A 15,607-nucleotide genomic window follows, 5' to 3' on the forward strand; every position below is an offset into this window, starting at 1 on the left:
TCAGTCCGCGAGGACCTCCCTGGTCAGCAGCCCCGCCACCCGGCCGTCCAGCAGCACCAGCACCGCGGGGCGCCCGCCCGCCAGCGCCGCCCGCGCCTCGGCCGCCGACTGCCCGACGCCGACCGTCGGCAGCGCCGGGCCGAGCAGCGCGCCCAGCGGGTCCCCCGGCTCGGCACTGCCGTCCGCGAGCGCCGCCGTCAGCACCGCCCGGGACACCGAGCCCGCCACCTCGGTCGCGTTCACCCCGAACGGGCGCGCCGGCCGCGCCAGCACCGCCGGGGCGACGCCGCCCGGCGCGTCCCGCAGCGCCCGGGCCGCCTCGCCGACGGTGGTGCCGGCGTCGACCGTCACCAGCGGCCCGGCCGCCTCCAGCAACGGGCGCAGGCCCTCCGCCGCCTCCTCCTCCAGGAAGCCCCACTGCCGCATCCAGGCGTCACTGTGCACCTTGGACAGGTAGGAGCGGCCCGAGTCGGGCAGCACCACCACGACCAGGTCGTCCGGCCCCAGCGTCCGCGCCACCCGCAGCGCCGCCGCGACCGCCGTGCCGGAGGACGGGCCGGCGAGCAGGCCCTCCTCGCGCGCGAGCCGGCGTGCCGTCAGCAGCGACTCGCGGTCCTGGATCCGCTCGAAGGAGTCGATCACCTCCGACCGGTAGGCCTGCGGCCAGCGGTCCTCGACGGTTTCGGGGTGGAGGAAGTGCCCGATGCTCTCGACGAACCACGGGCTGCCGTCCCCGCCCCCGTACGAGGAGGACTCCGGGTCCGCGCCGACCACGGTCACCGTGCCGCCGGAGGCCTCCTTCAGGTATCCGCCGGTACCGGTGACGGTGCCGCCGGTACCGACGCCCGCGACGAAGTGGGTGACCCGGCCGCCGGTCTGCTCCCAGATCTCGGGGCCGGTGGTCCGGACATGCGCGTCAGGATTGGCCAGGTTGTCGTACTGGTTGGCGAGCCAGGCACCGGGGATCTCCTCGGCCAGCCGCTGGACCACCTTGAACAGGTGCCTCGGGTCCTCCTGGGGCACCAAGGTCGGCGCGAGCACCACCTCGGCGCCGTACGCGCGCAGGATGTCCGCCTTCTCGGCCGCCGCCTTGTCCGCCACCCCGGCGATCACCCGGTACCCGCGCTGCCGGCCGACGATCGCCAGGCCGATGCCGGTGTTGCCGGAGGTCGCCTCGATGATCGTCCCGCCCGGCTTCAGCAGGCCGTCCCGCTCGGCGGCCAGCACCATCGACAGTGCGGCGCGGTCCTTGACGCTGCCTCCGATGCTGAGGAACTCCGCCTTGGCGTAGATCGGCGCGGCGATCCCGGCGCCGAGCCGGGCGAGGCGGATCAACGGCGTCCCGCCGATCGCGTCGAGGACGGATTCGTGAACTGCGGCCATCGTCGGCCCCTTTCGCTGGCGCTGTCCGTCCGAGCCTGCCCAGGCCAGGGGCCCGGTAGACGGCAGCGACACCGTTCCTCACGGACCGCCTTCGGCCGGACCGTCGAAGCCCGCCCCTCCCCGCTTCGCCGCCCTCCCCGCCTCCCCGCCCGCCCCGCCTAACCGCGCCGGCTCCGCTTCCCCGGGCCCCCGGTGAGGGTGGCCCAGAAGCCCCGGCGCTCCGACGGCGGGACCGCCGGGGCCGCCGACGGCTGCGGCTGCGGCTGCGGCAGCGACTGCGGCAGCGACTGCGGCTGCGGCTGCGGCGCCGGTTGCTCCGGGACGATGCCCTGGGCCCGGGCGGCCGCGAGCCAGCTCGGCAGCTCGGTGAGCAGCAGGTCGTACAGCTCCTCGTCGGAGACCGTCCGGGGATCGCGCCCCAGATGGACGAAGCCCGCGTTGTCGATCGGCCGCTTCTCCGGGACGGGCAGTTCGTCCAGCTTCCGCAGGAAGTCGAACTGCCTGCCGTCCGGGTCCCCGAAGCCGATGAACTGCCAGAAGATCGGCAGCGTCGCCGCCTCGCACAGCCGCTTCTCCGCCGCGCTCTTGCTGATCGGGCCGCCGTCCGTCTGGAACAGGACGAAGGCCGGCGCCGTGGCCCCGCTCTCCCGGTAGTGCCGGATCACCGCGTCCATCGCCAGGTGGTAGCTGGTCTTCCCCATGTGCCCGAGGCCCGCGACGATCCGGTCGATCCAGCCCGCGTGGTCCGCCAGGGCGATCTCGGCCCGGGCGTCGACCTCGGTGGAGAAGAACACGACCGGCACGCTCCCGTCGTCGTCCAGGTGGGCCGACAGCCCCAGCACCCGGTCGGCGAGCGCCTGGACGCTGCCGTCCTTGTAGTAGGGGCGCATCGAACCGGAGTAGTCGACCACCAGGTACACCGCCACCCGCTGGCCGTTCAGCCCGCGCCGCTCCACCGAGGCGCCGGCCGTCTTGTAGAGGCTCACCAGCCCTGGCGCGCTGCGCTCGACCTTGCCCAGACTGACGGCCATGTTCCGCTCCCTTGCCCGCTGCGGCAGCCGAGCTGCCGGCGCGCGTGATCGTCAACGCGCTCCCGACACTCTGCGGGGCGGACGGCGGCCACGGCAAGCCTTCGCCCCGACCCGCCGCTCACCAGCCGTTCGGGTGCCGCGACAGCCAGTCGGCGTGCCGCTCCTTCAACCGGTCGCGCTCCTGCGGTGTGGCCAGGTGGACGTCCGCGCCGCCGTCGTACGGGTGGTACAGCCGCCGCATCCCGGTGTCCGTGACGATCACCCCGGCCTCCCGCTCGTCGGCGACCCGGCGCAGCAGCCGGTCCAGGCCGCCCCGCCGCCACTGCCGCCGTTCCACGAAGACGTGGCAGTAGGTGCGGAACTCCGGCTCCGGGTCGTCGCTCTGGAGCCAGGTGCGCCAGTGCCTCGCGTCCCGGCGCATGCGGGGGACGCTCGCCCTGCTCGTCCACCTGGGCGTGAGGACGTACACCTCGGCGCCGGCGAACAGTTCGTCCAGCACGGTGTTGTGGCGTTCCAGGACGATCGCGTACTCGCGCTCGTCGTCGGGGTAGCGCTTGGACTCCGGCAGGCTGTGGAAGCGCACCCAGACGTCCCGCGCCCGGCTGTCGATCTCGTGCCCGACGGGCTCCGTGCCGGGCCACCGCCGCTCCCAGAGCGCGGTCAGCGCCTCGCGATCCACCTGGCCCCCTCCTCCGTTCCGACGGGCGAGTCTGCCACATCCGTCCCACCAGCCCCGGCCTGGTGAAATCCCCTCGTCACGGCCGCCCGGCTCCCGTAGCGTGGTTCGGTCGATCTTGAGGGCAGAACGGGGCACCACATCATGCAGCAGCACCACGGCTGGGCCGACGAGCGCTTCGGCGCCGTCGCGGACGCCTTCGCCGCCAACTTCACCGAGTTCCCCGAACTGGGCGCCGCCGTCACGGTGTTCTCCGGCGGCCGGAAGGTGGTCGAGCTGTGGGGCGGCACGGCCGACGACCGCACCGGCCGGGCCTGGACGCAGGACACCGTCGTACCGGTGTTCTCCTGCGCCAAGGGCCCGGTGAGCATCTCCGCGCACCTGCTCGCCCAGCAGGGCCGGCTCGACCTGGACGCGCCGGTCGCCCGCTACTGGCCGGAGTTCGCCCGGAACGGCAAGCAGGCCGTCACCACCCGGATGATCCTCGGCCACCGCGCCGGCCTCCCGGCCCTGGACGCGGCGCTCTCCTTCGAGGAGGTCGCCGCCTGGGATCCGGTGATCCGGGCGATCGAGGCGCAGCGGCCGCTCTGGGAGCCGGGCTCCACCCACGAGTACCACGGCCATGTGTTCGGCTTCGCGGTCGGCGAGGTGATCCGCCGGATCACCGGGCTGACCCCGGGCACGTTCCTGCGCGAGGAGATCGCCGAGCCGCTCGGGCTGCCGGTCCGGATCGGCCTGCCGGAGAGCGAACTGCCGCGCCTGGCCCGGCTGGTGGAGGCCGAGGGCCGCCGTCCGATGCCGGGCCCGGAGCACCTGCTCACCCGGATCGTCACCATGAACGGCGCCCTGGTCTTCCCCGGCCTGGACGTGCCGCACGGCTGGAACGACCCGGACCTGCACGCGATCGAGCTGCCCGGCGCGGGCGCCGTCGCCTCGGCCACCGGCCTGGCGGGCCTCTACGCGGCGGCGGCCACCGGCCTGGACGGCGGCGAGCGGCTGCTCTCCGCCGACACCGTGACCGACGCGGTGCGCGAAGTCTCGTCCGGCGCGGGCTTCCTGGGCTTCGACCTGGGCGCCCGCTGGGGCTCCGGCCTGCTGCTGGACTCCCCCTCCTTCCGACCGCTGCTCGGCGCGCGCAGCTTCGGCAACGACGGCGCCGGCGGCCAGTTCGCCTTCGGGGACGACGAGTTCGGCGTCGGCTTCGGCTACGTCGCCAACCGGATGATCGGCCACGGCGACGCCCGGGCGAACCGCCTGATCGAGGCGGTGCGCGGGTGCCTGGGCTGACGGGCTTCCTTCCGCTCGTCACCGGCCTGGCCACCACCGGCGGCCTCGGCGAGCTGCGCTACGGTGCCTCGCTGCCCGAACTCGCCGCCCACTACGGCGATCCGTGGGACGGCGGCCGCGTCCACCGCGGCCACCGGTGGCCGCACGCCTTCGGCTGGGGCGACGTGCAGACGGTGTTCTGCCGCTGCCGTCGGCTCCACGCGCTGTCGCTGCCGGTCTGGCACGGCGAGCTCGACCTCCCCCGGCCGGGCGGCGGTTCGGTGACGCTCGACACCCACGTCTCCGAGCGGGACCTGATGGCGGCGCTGACCGCCACCGGCCGCAGCTGGCGGACGGTGACGTACGAGAACCTCCCGGGCCAGCGGAACCTGGAGTTCTCGCCGGCCGAGGAGGTCCGGGTCGAGCTGGTGCTCACCGACCGCGACGGCTACGACCAGCCGCCGCTTCCGGAGTGGGTGCTGCACAAGGCGGTGCTGTGGGGCTTCGAGCACGTCGAGTGCCCCGCGCCGGACGGCGACCTGCCGGACGACGGCTGGGGCGCCGGCGACCGCTAGGGCCGCCGCCTACCGGTAGGGCGGCCACCGACCGCCCGGGCCGCGCGGGTCGCGGTGGGCTGTTCCGTCCCCTGTGCGCAACGGCCCACCGCCGACCGTCCGCTACGTGAGCAGGAAGTCCCGTTCCCGGCGGACGGTCGGCCCGCCGCAACGACGGCGCGCCTCAGCCCAGCGCCCTCGGCAGCACCACGCGCACCCACTCCTCCGGCTGCGAGAGGTGCGGGGCGTGCCCGGCGCCCGCGTACAGGTGGCGTTCCGGCTTGGGCAGGGCGAGGTCGATCAGGTCCAGCACCTCGCCGAACATCGGGGCGCTGTCGTCGCTCTGGGTGAGCAGCGCGGGTTCGCCGAACCGCGAGAGCCCGGTGAGGTCGAGGTCGAGCGCGTCCGGGTCGCGCAGCTCGTCCAGGTAGGTGGGCGCGTTGCGGATGTAGGTGTGCCGGACCGGCGCGGGCAGCTGCTCCCAGGCGCCGGGGCCGAGGGCGAGGCTGTCCACGTACAGTTCGGCGGCGGCGGCCGACTCCGCCTGCTCCAGCAGCTCCCGGACGGCGGCGATCCGGCCGGCGAAGGCGGTGCCGATCGGGCGCAGGTCCGGGTCGGCGAGCAGGATGCCGGTCCCCGGCGGCTCGTGCACGGCGATCCCGCGCAGCAGGTCGGGCCGGGCGGCGGCGAGCCGGAGGGTGACCAGTGCCCCGTAGGAGTCGCCGTAGGCGAAGGCGGGCGCCAGGCCCAGCTCCTGGATCAGCCCGGCCAGGTCGGCCGCGTCCTCGTGCACCGAACCCTGGGTGAGCGGGTCCTCGCTGCGACTGTGCCCCCGGCGGTCGTAGGCGACCGCGGTGGTGGACTCGGCCAGGCCCGGCAGCACCCGCGCCCAGGAGTCCGCGTCGCTCCAGGAACCGTGCACCAGGACGACGCCGGGGCCCTCACCACGGGCCTCGTAGTGCAGCGCCACCCCGTTCACCCTGATCTCGGCCATCACGAGTCTCCCGATCTCGGCGGTGCTCCCCCACCAGCGTGACACAACCGCCCGGAAGGCTCAGGTCCTCCGGTGGCGGGCCCGTCGAGGGCGGCCGGGCGGATCGCGCCGGCCCTCTCCGCGGGTGGTCGGGCGGATCGCGAGGGCTGCCTCCCCCGGTGACCGGGCGCCGCGCGGCCGTGCCGGACCGCCGTCCCCGGCCGGCGCGGTCGCCCGGCGCCGGGCCCACGGCGGTCACCCGGCGCCCCACTCAAGACGGTCACCCGGCGTCACCGGCCGCCCCGCCAGCGCCCGTTGCGGTGACGGTCCGTTACCGGTGTCCCGGGCGCGGGCCTCAGCTCAGCACCCGCACCGGCGGCTCGTCCCGGGTCCCGTCCTCCGCGACCACCGTGAACCGCTCCGGGCCCGACACCGACAGGTCCACCGGGTAGAGCGACGCGGTGTCGTTGACGTCCAGCACGGCGCTCTGCCGCCCGGTCGCCACCTCCACCCTGGTCACCCGGCCCCGGGTCATCGCCCACACCGAGCCGCCGTCCACCACCAGGCCGGTCACCTGGTCGTCCAGCCCCGCCGTCCAGCGCCTGCCACCGTCCGTGAGCGAGTACGCCAGCAGCCGGCCGGTGGCGGTCCGGCTCGGGTGCTTGCCGCCGCTGATGCCGATGTCGCCGGGCTTCTCCCCCGGCACGACGAACAGGTCCCCCACCACCACCCCGCCGAACAGCGGCCGGGCGGTGAACTCGTCGAAGGCGTGCAGCCCGCCCAGCATCACGTCCAGGTCGTACTCGTCCCCGGCGACCGGTATCGCCGCCCGCTGCCGGCCGGTCCGGTCGTAGCTGAGCACCGCGTGGGTGCCGCGCTCGGCCTGGGCGTCCACCCACACCGCGAGCGGGTCGACCGACACCACCGCGAGGTTCTTCAGCCCGCCCGTCGCAGGCAGCGCGATCCGCTGCTGCTCCCGGCCGTCCGCCGGGGCCAGCGAGCGCAGTACGGGAGCGGTGTCGCCGCACTGCGCGACCGTGACGGCGTCCCCGGGGCCGCCCGCGACCTGCAGCGGGGTGCAGCCGGGATCGGCCGCGCTGTGCCAGACGTCCCGGCCGTCCGCCAGCCGTACGGCGCGCCAGCCGGCCTTCTCCTGGAGCAGGGCCTGCTGCCCGGCCACCGCGACCACGTCCGGCGTCGCGTCGTCCCCGTCCCGGGCGGGCGCGTCCACGGTGGCGGTCCAGCCCTCCCGGCCGTCGGCGAGGTCGAGCGCGGTGACGGCGGAGCAGGGCCCGTCGTGCGGCGAGTGGCCGATCAGTCCGAGGGCGTTGCCGCGGACCGTCCCGTCGGCCCCGGTGCCCCGGCTCATCGCGCACACGGTGTCCTGCCCGGGCGGGGACCAGCTCCAGGCGACGGCCCCGGTGGCGCTGCGGTAGGCCACCACCAGGTCCGGGCGGACCCGCACCACCAGGTCCCCGCTGGTCCAGCTGCCCACCGCACGGACCGTGGAGGGCCGGTCCAGCGGCGCCTTCCAGGAGTCGTTGAGGCCGTCCCCGGCGAAGCCGACGAAGATCGCGAGCCCCAGCAGCGCCCCGACCGCGGCCGAGGGGAACCCGGCCTTCGGGTGGATCAGCGCCCAGACGAAGCCCGCACCGCAGGGCATCAGCCCGAGGATGCTGATGATCCCCATGTACGCGAGGCTCTCACCGCCGAACCCGTTCGCCGGGCCGAACAGCACCGCGAGCCCCATGCTCGCGAACATCGCCCCCAGCACCCCGCCGGAGACCACCATCCAGGTCTCCTTGTCCCAGGCGAACCTGGCTCCCCACCTCGCCCGGACGACAGTGTCCTCGGGCCGAACGGCCATGCCGGTCTCTCCCCTGCGACGCGCCGCCCACCGCGTCGGGGCGACGATCATCGGATCGTCGCAGAGCGCGCCATGATCCGGAACAAAGAGCAGGGAAAACCCCGGCCATGACCCGCACATACCAGGCCCCGAGCGCCGGGACCGTGACGAAGCCTCCCCCCGCGCGCCGGCTGCCGCCCGTCCGCGCCCCGTCCACCGTCGGCCCTGTCCGACCGCCGTCCGGCCCCGTCCTGCCCCGTCCTGCCCCCGTCCTGCCCCCGCCCGACCGCCGTCCGATTGCCGTCCGGCCGCCGGAAACCGATTGCCCGCCGCCGGGGCGCTGGCTAGCGTTGCCCGACATGACCGCGACCCCCGCCCTCCCCGACTGGCGCACCGCCAACCGTGCGAACTGGGACGAGCGCGTGCCCGTCCACGCCACCGGCCCGTTCTACGACCTGCCCGGCTTCGTAGCGGGCCGTGACACCCTCCAGGACTACGAGCCCGCCGAGGTCGGCGACGTCACCGGTCGCACGCTGCTCCACCTCCAGTGCCACCTCGGGCTCGACACCCTCTCCTGGGCTCGCCGCGGCGCCGTCGTCACCGGACTGGACTTCTCCGCCCCGGCCGTCGCGGCCGCCGCCGACCTCGCCGCCCGGATCGGCGCCGACGACGCCCGGTTCGTCACCTCCGACGTCTACGAGGCCGCCGAGGCGCTCGACGGACGGACGTACGACATCGTCTACACCGGCTTCGGCGCGCTCTGCTGGCTCCCCGACCTCGCCCGCTGGGCCCGGACGGTCGCCGCGCTCCTCACCCCCGGCGGCTTCCTCTACCTCGCCGAGCACCACCCGGTGGCCGACGTCCTCTCCGACGACGGGCGCAGCTTCGAGGAGGACTACTTCGAGCGCACCCCGATCCTCGTCGACCACCCCGGCACCTACGCCGACCCGGACGCCCGGCTCGACGCCACCGTCACCGTCCAGTGGCAGCACGGCCTCGGCGAGGTCGTCACCGCGCTGGCCGAGGCCGGCCTCCGTCTGGACTTCCTCCACGAGCACGCCCACGCCCACTTCCGCGTCCCCGCCGGCTCCCCAGCGCCGCAGTCCTACTCCCTGCGTGCCACCCGGCCCCGCTGACTCCTCCCGGCTCTCCGCCCGGTTCTTCGTCGACTCTCCGCCCGGCCCAGCGGCCTGCCCACGGGCGCGCCCTGAACGGCCTCTCTGGCGGGCACATATTGGCCCCTCAGCCTCGGCCCGGTTCCCCGCCCGGCACCCAGTTGCCGTGCAGGCCCAGCGGTACCCGCACCGGCAGGTGGACACGGGCGAGGGGCTCGCCGGTGAAGTCCTGGGCGGCGAGGATCACCAGCTCCGCCGCGCCCCGCTCCGGGTCGTGGACGTAGGCCATCAGATAGCCGTCGTCCTCCGCCGTCGGCGACTCCGCGGGCACGAACACCGCCTCGCCCACCGCCCCGTCGCGCCCGAAGTCGTGGACCTCGACGGTCCCCCGGCTCAGGTCGCGCTTGAGCAGGGCGTTGCGGAAACCCTCGTCCGGGCGGCCACCCCCGGGGCCGGCCGCAGGCGCGTAGAGCTCGACGGCGGCCGCGTAGCCGTAGCGGTAAGGGCGCGCGGTGTGAAGGGAGTTGACGCGCGGGAATTCCTGGACCCGGTCGTCCAGCCGCTCCTCCCGCACCATCCCCGCCGCCAGGTCGATCGTCCAGCGGTCGAGCGTGGGCCGGCTCGCGCCGATGTCGCGCAGGTCGATGCCCGGCGGGTGCCGCACGACGTCGACCACCAGTGAGTCCGCCGTCCTGGTGGCCGCCCAGAAGAGCTTGGAGACCTCCTGGACGTCGCCGGGCCGGAAGACCCCGGCAGCGATGCAGGACTCCACGGCGGCCACCGAGGCACCGAACGCGCCGTCCGCGACGGCCAACGCCTCGGCGCCCGGCCGGAATCCGGGGACCGGCTGCTCGAACATCACCCGGTAGTAGGCGGGTTCGGCGATCGCCCGCTCCCGGTAGGCCCGGCCGATCTCGATCAGATAGGCCAACGGGTCCTCCCCGCGCGGGACTTTCTCCTGAGCCCGGCGCAGCCGCGCGAAGCCCTCCCGGTACAGCACGTCCAGCAGCCCCTCCTTCCCGCCGAACATCGTGTACAGCACCTTGGTCGAGGAGCCGATCTCGGCGGCGATCCGGCGCACGGTCAGTGCGGCGGGGCCTTCGGCGACGAGGAGGGCGATGGCGCAGTCGAGGATCACGGCGCGCACGGCATCCTGGCCGACCCGCTGCGCGTCCTGGCAGGGCGTGCTCATGGGTAACAAGGCAACCGGGGGGAAACAGTGTTACCAGCCTTTGCGCGCAACGGATTTCGAAACCCACCCGACCCGACCGTCCTGCCACCCCGACTAGACCCGGACTTCGCGGGTCGTTGTTTCAGGTCTGTGGCCAGCGGGTTTGTGTGATGTCGGTGTCGAGGAGGTCGAGGAGGTGGAGTTGGACGCCACGGTTGATCTGGACGGTTGGCGGGTCGGTGACGTTGCCGATCCGCAGGGTGAGTTCGCCGAGGTGGTAGAGGATCATCCGGCCGGTGGGCCGGACCCGTCGGTTGTCCGGATAGAGGCCGGCCATGGTCTCTTCCGGGCCCAGAGCGCGTCTGACCTGCCGCTCGATCAGGCAGAAGACGAGCAGGGCCAGGCAGATCACCTGGATCAGCGCGGCGACACGCCGGTTGTGCTGGACGAAGACCGGCGCGACCGCGAGGGGGCCCTTGAAGTCGTGATAACGCCGTTCGACCGAGCCCTGGCCCTTGTAATGGATCAGCACCTGGGCCGCGCCGGCCTTCTCGGCCGGGATGCTGGTCAGCAGCGCCCACCAGCCGTCCACCGCGGCCTCGGCGTCCAGGACGTCCTGGTCGAAGTGCCACTGAAAGGCGGGAGGTTCGCCTTCGCCTCCGTTGATCGTCCAGCGCAGGCAGGAGGTGACGTGCCGCTTGGCTGCGATGACCCCGATCCGGGCCGTGATCTTCTGGTGGGTCCGATAGTGCTGGCCACCCGCCGCACTGGCGAGTTTGTCCATCTCCTCGCCGGCCCGGGCCAGTCGCTTCTCGCGAGCCCGGCGCTGGCCCGCCGCGACAGCGGTGGAGTGCACCAGGATCCGGCGCACCCGGTGCACCGGATCCCGCTTGCGGCGCCCGGCCATGGTGTGGATGTCCTCCAGCACCCGGTAGCTCTCCTGCTCGGCGGCCGGCTTGTCGGTGTCCCGCTCGGGCACCCAGTCCACCTCCTGCGCCTGCGCGAGGTCCAGAGCTGCGTAGACCTCGTCCTTGACCTGCGCGGCCGGGACCGGTGCGATGAAATCCACCCCGGCCGCGAGCAGTGCGGCGACATTCGTATAGGACACCAGCTTGGAATCGGCGACCATGAGGAACTTCTGTTCACCGGCCATGCCCCGCAGGTCCGTCATCGCGCCGACGACCTGGCTGACCTCGGCCGCACCCCCGTCGAAGACACGGGCATGGAGAGGAACGCCGCCATCGGCGGAGACCGCGAGTCCGGCCTGGACCTGCTTCAGGTCCACCCGCCGGTCCTTGGGGCGCCCGTAGCCGATGACCGGGTACTGCTCGTCCTGGTTCCCGGCAGGGAAGGCGCCATGGACGGACATGCTGGTCATGTCCCAGTGCAGCCTCGACACGTCGATCCCGAACTCGGTGATTGCCCGGGCGCCGACCGTCCCCGCGATTCTGTCCAGCTCCGGCGCGATCGCGTCCAGGGCCCGGGCCAGACGGTCGTCGTTGAGCAGAGCCGGCTCGATGCCGAAGACCTCCTCCACCGCCCAGGTGCGGGCCCAGTCCCCGACCCGCACCAGTGGTGCGGGCGAGGTCAGCCGGTTGGCGACCAGTGCCTCGATGACCTGTCCGTGCGTCAGATGCGCGCTCGCGCCGCCCGGACACACCTCGTCGACGATCCCGGCCACATCCAGCCGGCGCAGAAACTCGGCAGCGACAGGCAGAGCGCCCAGACGCTTCTCCACCACGGACGTCACCACAACTTCAAGGCGCTGACGCTGGGACCGTGGCCGCGGGGACCGGGAAGTCATCGACACATCCGGATCAACGCCACACGACCGGTCCGGGACACTCCCGGACCGGTCACACCATACGAATCAACGACCCGCGAAGTACGGGACTAGACTGACGCGCTCAAAGCCGAGAGAGTCAGCGATGAGCGGTGCCACCCGCTGCGACGAGGTCGCGGCCGAGGCGGGCCTGGGTGAACGGCGACGGCTGTACCGGACGAGCCGCCGGATCGGCGACGGAGTGGGCAAATGGGGCCTGGGACTGCCCGGCATCCTCGTCTTCGCCGCCTCCGGCTGGACCTGGTGGGGTGCCGTCCTCGCGGTCGCCGCCGTAGTAGCGGCCGCCTGGGCCTACAAGAACGTGCCGCCGCGCGCCGGGCTGGTCGCCGTGGCGCGCTACGAGGGCGGCCTTGTCCTCCACCACGCCGGCGGCGACTTCCGCGCCCTGCCCTGGGAGGCCATCGAGAGCTACGAGTACATACCCTCCCGGATGGAATTCCGCGGCAACCTGAGCATCGAGCACTTCGGCCGCGTCGTCATCCTGGCGCGCGGCCGCGAAACCCCTTTCGTGGTCTCGAAACTGGCGGGCCGTTACGAACCGGGGCTGGCCGAGGCCATCCGCGCGGGGCTGATGCCGCGCTGCACCGCGCCGCTGCACGAGCGGTTCGAGGAGGAGGGGCATGTCGTGTTCGGGACGGTGCTCGCCGTGCTGCCCGCGGGGCTCCTCCTCGACCCCGGCAGCAACCGCCACGCGGCCCCGCTGCCGTGGAGCGACCTCCAGGACGTCACCGCCGAGGACACGCGCGAGCTCCGGATCACGGCGCGCACCGAATCGGGCCCGGGCGGACGGGTCGTCACCCGCGTCCTCACCGATGCGGACGTCGTCGCGGCGTTCCTCCGGGAGACCCGGGAGAAACTCCTGCCGGAGCAGCACGCCGAGTGACCGAGCCGCGCGACCGGGGCCGCGGCCCCACCCCGAGCGCACCGGTCGACTCGACAGCCGTTCGCCAGGGCGCGCCAACCCTGCGCCACGGTGCGACCGTTGACATGCGCCGGGCATCCGAAGCAGCACCGGCGGCACCGGGTCCGCGCGCCGTGCTGCGCCGACCGGGTCAACCTCGACACCGGACTGTACGCGGACGCCCGGTCGGCTCGTTCTGCTGTACATGCCTCCCCCGATCCCGACGCCACCACCGCTGCCCGCACGCAGCACCGCACGGAACGCCGCTCGGAGGTTCCCGTGGCCGTGATCGGCCGTGCGGCGGCCACCGTGGTCGCGCTGGGCATCCTGCTCATCCCGGCGGCCGTCACGGCGGGCACCGACCTGCCGCCCGAGCTCGGCGCGGGCTGGTGGGAGGTGTCGGCCAACGCCGCCAACGTCCGGGTCGACCACTTCGGCGAGGAGACCGTCGTCGGGTTAGCCCGTTCGGGTGACCTGGTCGAGGTCGTGGACACCTGGACCTCACCGCTCGGCGCCCGCTGGGCGAAGGTCATGGTGGTGCGCACCCGGGACTCCGGCTGGGTCCTGTGGTCCCTCCTCGCGCACCGGGACCCGTCCTCGGAACCGTAGAATCCGCCTGTACACATCAGGAGGGAATTCGCGTGTTCCGAGCGCAGCGTCCGCGCACCGCAGAGCTGACCCCACGACCGGGCGAGGAGCCGGTCACCGGCGTCGCCCTGCTGCTGCCGGGCGGATTCCTCCGTAGTCGGCGCGCACCGATGAAGGTCGCCGAGCTGGGCCTGCGGGACCTGGCCGCCGAGCTCACCGACCGCGGCCGTCCGCACGGCCTCGCGGTGCACCTGCTGCGCTACCGCCACGGCGGCTGGAACGGCGCGGACGCCGACACCGCCGTCGACACCCTGTGGGCGCTCGACGAGCTGGCCCGGCTGTACCCGGGCACACCCGTCGTCCTGATCGGCAACTCGCTGGGCGGGCGCGCCGCCTTCTGGTGCGCCGGACACCCGTCCGTGGTCGGCGTTGCCGGGATCGCCCCCTGGCTGCCCAGCGGCGACCCGGTCGACCAGTTGGCCGGGCGGCGGGTGCTGATCGTCCACGGCACCGGGGACCACAGCTCGGCCAGTGCCACCCAGTCCCTGGAGTACGCGCTGCGCGCCCGGCGGGTCGTCCCGGACCTCGCGCGGTACGAGGCCCCGGGCGCCAACCACCTGCTGATCCGCGAGTCCCGCGACATCAGCGCGCTGACCACCGCGTTCACCCTCGCCACCCTGGGCGCCGAGCCCGCACCGCTGATGACGGGAGCGGTCTGCACCCGGCTCCCGGCCCGGGTCTAGGCCCCGGCCCCGCCGCACCCCGCACCGTCCCGCACCCTCCCGCCCCCGGGCCTCCCCTGCCGATCGGCAGGGGAGGCCCGGTCGCTTTCCCGCCGCATTCCTGCCGATCGGCACATGCGCGAACGGGGTTCCGGCGATCAGTCTTGGAGTCACCGCGACGGCGGCCATCCGGGCCGCCGTGGAAGGGAGTCTCCACCGTGTTCCACGACCACGATCTCCACCTCCGCGCCGACCGGATGCAACTGAATGCCCGTCAGCTTCGTGTTCTCCGGGGCGGATCACTCCGCCCCTCACCCGTCCTCACGACACCGGAGAACTCATGCCCGTCACCAAGCCCGCCGCCCTCGCGCTCGGCCTCGCCGCCCTGCTCCTCACGGCCGTGCCTGCCGCACCCGCCCTCGGCCAGGCGCCGCCCGGCGGTCCCGATCCGGTCGTCCTCGATGCCGCGATCGCCCACCGGCCGGGGGACCCTGCGGCGGGCGTGATCGCCCGGGTGACGGTCGACGGCCGGGCCTGGCGCGGCAGTGCCGGCGATCCGGTGAGCGGGCGGCCGGTGGCGTCGAACGCCGCGTTCCGGATCGGCAGCATCAACAAGACCTTCGTCGCCGCGGTGGTGCTCCAGCTCGCCGCCGAACAGCGGATCTCCCTGGACGGCACCGTCCAGCGGTACCTGCCCGGCACGCTGCCCGCCGACTTCACCTTGCCGATCACCGTCCGTCAACTCCTCGACCACACCAGCGGACTGCCACAGGCCGTCGAGGGTCCGAACACCCAGGATCCCGACGAACTGATAGCGCGCCGCTTCGGGCTGGAGACGCTCGACCAGGTCGTCCAGAAGACGCTCCACCCCGAGGACGGGCACAAGGTCACTCCGTCCTTCGCCCCGGGCTCCGCCCAGGAGTACAACAACTTCAACTACCGGCTGGCGGGCCGGATCATCGAGCAGGTGACCGGGCACACGATCAGGGAAGAGGTGACGGCCCGCATCCTGAAGCCGCTCGGCCTGCGGCACACCGAGGTGCCGGAAGGCAGGCCGACGATGCCCGAGCCCCACCTGACCGGCTACTTCACCGACAGGGCCGGCGCCCCGATCGACGTCTCCGAGCAGGGCGGCAACTCGGAGTCGATGGTGTCCACCCCGGCCGACCTGGACGTCTTCCTGCGCGCCCTGCTGGACGGCGAACTCCTGCCGCCCCAGCAGCTGAACGACCTGCTCATCCTGCCGCGGGACGCCTCCGGCCGGCTGCTGCCCGTGCGCGGAGCCGGCGAGTGCCAGTTCGGTCCGGACAAGGGACGGGCCTGCTACAGCGCCGGGCTGATGGCCATCCCCCTACAGGACGGCACGGTGCTCTGGGGCAAGACCGGGCACGACCTCGGGTACTCCGACGGCTTCTTCACCACCCCGGACCTGCGCAGGAGGCTGGTCTACTCCGTCGGCGCCGGGACCGGCACCCCGGCACCGGCGCTCCGCCTCGCCGCCACGACCTTCGGGCCCTTCGCGCCCTGAGCCCGACCGA

The 15,607-nt window shown here is 73.7% G+C and carries 13 protein-coding genes and 1 pseudogene; 7 read left to right on the forward strand and 7 right to left on the reverse strand.

Features of this window, described 5'->3' with window-relative positions:
• From ACWGJO_RS20400 to ACWGJO_RS20410, 3 genes and pseudogenes are all read right to left on the reverse strand, one after another.
• The gene (locus ACWGJO_RS20400; RefSeq protein WP_452185575.1) at positions 1-1,383 is read right to left on the reverse strand and encodes a pyridoxal-phosphate dependent enzyme; all 1,383 of its coding nucleotides are present in this window, start codon (positions 1,381-1,383) and stop codon (positions 1-3) included.
• A gap of 320 nt (positions 1,384-1,703) precedes the next feature.
• Positions 1,704-2,414, reverse strand: a pseudogene (locus ACWGJO_RS20405) (vWA domain-containing protein); the annotation flags it as partial.
• Between the two features lie 118 nt (positions 2,415-2,532).
• Positions 2,533-3,093 carry a DUF3885 domain-containing protein gene (locus ACWGJO_RS20410; RefSeq protein ID WP_452185576.1) on the reverse strand — a complete coding sequence of 187 codons (561 nt, stop codon included), beginning with the start codon at positions 3,091-3,093 and terminating at the stop codon, positions 2,533-2,535.
• Between the two features lie 141 nt (positions 3,094-3,234).
• On the opposite strand from ACWGJO_RS20410, the gene ACWGJO_RS20415 reads away from it, so the two are divergent.
• Both ACWGJO_RS20415 and ACWGJO_RS20420 read left to right on the forward strand, forming a co-directional pair.
• Positions 3,235-4,377 carry a serine hydrolase domain-containing protein gene (locus ACWGJO_RS20415; RefSeq protein ID WP_452185578.1) on the forward strand — a complete coding sequence of 381 codons (1,143 nt, stop codon included), beginning with the start codon at positions 3,235-3,237 and terminating at the stop codon, positions 4,375-4,377.
• Positions 4,365-4,931, forward strand: coding sequence for a hypothetical protein (locus ACWGJO_RS20420; RefSeq protein ID WP_387731787.1), 567 nt, complete (start codon positions 4,365-4,367; stop codon positions 4,929-4,931). Before ACWGJO_RS20415 ends, ACWGJO_RS20420 begins: the two co-directional genes overlap by 13 nt.
• 163 nt (positions 4,932-5,094) lie before the next feature.
• On the opposite strand, the gene ACWGJO_RS20425 is transcribed toward ACWGJO_RS20420, so the two are convergent.
• Together ACWGJO_RS20425 and ACWGJO_RS20430 are read right to left on the reverse strand one after the other, a co-directional pair.
• Positions 5,095-5,904, reverse strand: a complete 810-nt coding sequence (locus tag ACWGJO_RS20425) for an alpha/beta fold hydrolase (RefSeq protein ID WP_452185580.1) — start codon at positions 5,902-5,904, stop codon at positions 5,095-5,097.
• Positions 5,905-6,238: 334 nt separating this feature from the next.
• Positions 6,239-7,750 (reverse strand): outer membrane protein assembly factor BamB family protein, encoded by a 1,512-nt coding sequence (locus ACWGJO_RS20430; protein WP_452185582.1) that lies wholly within the window; start codon positions 7,748-7,750, stop codon positions 6,239-6,241.
• Between the two features lie 338 nt (positions 7,751-8,088).
• On the opposite strand from ACWGJO_RS20430, the gene ACWGJO_RS20435 reads away from it, so the two are divergent.
• The gene (locus ACWGJO_RS20435; protein WP_452185583.1) at positions 8,089-8,865 is read left to right on the forward strand and encodes a class I SAM-dependent methyltransferase; all 777 of its coding nucleotides are present in this window, start codon (positions 8,089-8,091) and stop codon (positions 8,863-8,865) included.
• 106 nt (positions 8,866-8,971) lie between these two features.
• On the opposite strand, the gene ACWGJO_RS20440 is transcribed toward ACWGJO_RS20435, so the two are convergent.
• Positions 8,972-10,036 carry a carotenoid oxygenase family protein gene (locus tag ACWGJO_RS20440; protein WP_452185585.1) on the reverse strand — a complete coding sequence of 355 codons (1,065 nt, stop codon included), beginning with the start codon at positions 10,034-10,036 and terminating at the stop codon, positions 8,972-8,974.
• Between the two features lie 121 nt (positions 10,037-10,157).
• Positions 10,158-11,756, reverse strand: coding sequence for an IS1634 family transposase (locus ACWGJO_RS20445; protein WP_452185587.1), 1,599 nt, complete (start codon positions 11,754-11,756; stop codon positions 10,158-10,160).
• A gap of 187 nt (positions 11,757-11,943) precedes the next feature.
• Between ACWGJO_RS20445 and ACWGJO_RS20450 the strand changes: the two genes are divergently transcribed.
• The 4 genes from ACWGJO_RS20450 to ACWGJO_RS20465 all read left to right on the forward strand — a co-directional run bounded on the left by ACWGJO_RS20450 (position 11,944) and on the right by ACWGJO_RS20465 (position 15,597).
• The gene (locus ACWGJO_RS20450; RefSeq protein ID WP_452185589.1) at positions 11,944-12,741 is read left to right on the forward strand and encodes a hypothetical protein; all 798 of its coding nucleotides are present in this window, start codon (positions 11,944-11,946) and stop codon (positions 12,739-12,741) included.
• Between the two features lie 297 nt (positions 12,742-13,038).
• Positions 13,039-13,368, forward strand: coding sequence for a hypothetical protein (locus ACWGJO_RS20455; protein WP_452185591.1), 330 nt, complete (start codon positions 13,039-13,041; stop codon positions 13,366-13,368).
• Between the two features lie 32 nt (positions 13,369-13,400).
• Positions 13,401-14,090 (forward strand): alpha/beta hydrolase, encoded by a 690-nt coding sequence (locus tag ACWGJO_RS20460; protein WP_452185593.1) that lies wholly within the window; start codon positions 13,401-13,403, stop codon positions 14,088-14,090.
• A gap of 319 nt (positions 14,091-14,409) precedes the next feature.
• Positions 14,410-15,597: a serine hydrolase domain-containing protein gene (locus tag ACWGJO_RS20465; protein WP_452185595.1), complete on the forward strand. Its 1,188-nt coding sequence runs from the start codon at positions 14,410-14,412 to the stop codon at positions 15,595-15,597.
• The last annotated feature ends 10 nt before the right edge of the window (positions 15,598-15,607 follow it).

It is taken from the genome of Kitasatospora sp. NPDC054795 (assembly GCF_053611565.1).

Bases quoted from the DNA above. Each gene is read 5' to 3' on its own strand.
- ACWGJO_RS20425 (WP_452185580.1), bottom strand. From the start codon at position 5,904: ATGGCCGAGATCAGGGTGAACGGGGTGGCGCTGCACTACGAGGCCCGT.
- ACWGJO_RS20430 (WP_452185582.1), bottom strand. From the start codon at position 7,750: ATGGCCGTTCGGCCCGAGGACACTGTCGTCCGGGCGAGGTGGGGAGCC.
- ACWGJO_RS20435 (WP_452185583.1), top strand. From the start codon at position 8,089: ATGACCGCGACCCCCGCCCTCCCCGACTGGCGCACCGCCAACCGTGCG.
- ACWGJO_RS20440 (WP_452185585.1), bottom strand. From the start codon at position 10,036: ATGAGCACGCCCTGCCAGGACGCGCAGCGGGTCGGCCAGGATGCCGTG.
- ACWGJO_RS20465 (WP_452185595.1), top strand. From the start codon at position 14,410: ATGCCCGTCACCAAGCCCGCCGCCCTCGCGCTCGGCCTCGCCGCCCTG.
- ACWGJO_RS20415 (WP_452185578.1), top strand. From the start codon at position 3,235: ATGCAGCAGCACCACGGCTGGGCCGACGAGCGCTTCGGCGCCGTCGCG.
- ACWGJO_RS20450 (WP_452185589.1), top strand. From the start codon at position 11,944: ATGAGCGGTGCCACCCGCTGCGACGAGGTCGCGGCCGAGGCGGGCCTG.
- ACWGJO_RS20400 (WP_452185575.1), bottom strand. From the start codon at position 1,383: ATGGCCGCAGTTCACGAATCCGTCCTCGACGCGATCGGCGGGACGCCG.